The organism is Tsukamurella conjunctivitidis (assembly GCF_007858475.1).
GTDB classification, from domain to species: Bacteria; Actinomycetota; Actinomycetes; order Mycobacteriales; family Mycobacteriaceae; genus Tsukamurella; species Tsukamurella conjunctivitidis.
Genome location: NZ_VIGX01000261.1, coordinates 1 through 541, shown reverse-complemented (window position 1 = coordinate 541; position 541 = coordinate 1). Strand labels below are relative to the sequence as shown.

General features: G+C 71.7%; 2 protein-coding genes. Both read right to left on the bottom strand.

Translation table 11 applies throughout. The features are described 5' to 3' along the window. Positions 1 to 218, bottom strand: a 218-nt coding sequence (locus FK530_RS25315; protein WP_146489522.1) for a hypothetical protein, incomplete at its 3' end; no start/stop codon positions are given. 120 nt (positions 219 to 338) lie between these two features. Next, positions 339 to 541, bottom strand: a 203-nt coding sequence (locus tag FK530_RS26185) for a hypothetical protein (RefSeq protein ID WP_205124281.1), incomplete at its 5' end; no start/stop codon positions are given.

The following is a 541-nucleotide window of genomic DNA, read 5'->3' as shown; positions in this document are numbered from 1 at the left end:
CTCTGAGGATCACCCGCTGTCGTCTTCCCCCGGTCGGCTTCCGCGTCCACGCGCTCCAGCCAGTCCTCGGGGGAGTCGGGCAACTCGTCGGCGGCCTCGATCCGCGCCTGGACATCCGGGACCCCTGAGGACAACGCGGGGGCGATGTCCTCCAGGACGCGGGTGTGTGTGGGAGCGTCGCGGAGGACGGCCAGCTCAGCGGAGGTCGCTGCCGCCACAGGGTCCGCGTCGAGCAGCTCCTTCCAGAAGCCACCGTCGCTGCGTCGCGCGTCGTGGAGTGGGGGCGGACTGATGAGGGAGGCAACCCCAGCCAGAGATCGCCTCCTGCGACCGGACTGTCACTGCCGGGATGCGGGCTCCGAGCTGCCGACGGGCTCCGATCTGGCGGGTGGCACCGGGGTGGGCTGCAGCTCCCCGGTCAGCGCGTTGTGCGCCCAGTCCAAGGTGCGCGGCGCGCTGAGGGTCACGTAGTTGGGGTGCTGGTCGAAATGGACCGTGCGGGCCTCGGGGACGAGGGCGGGAGCGGGTGGGTTCGCCATCC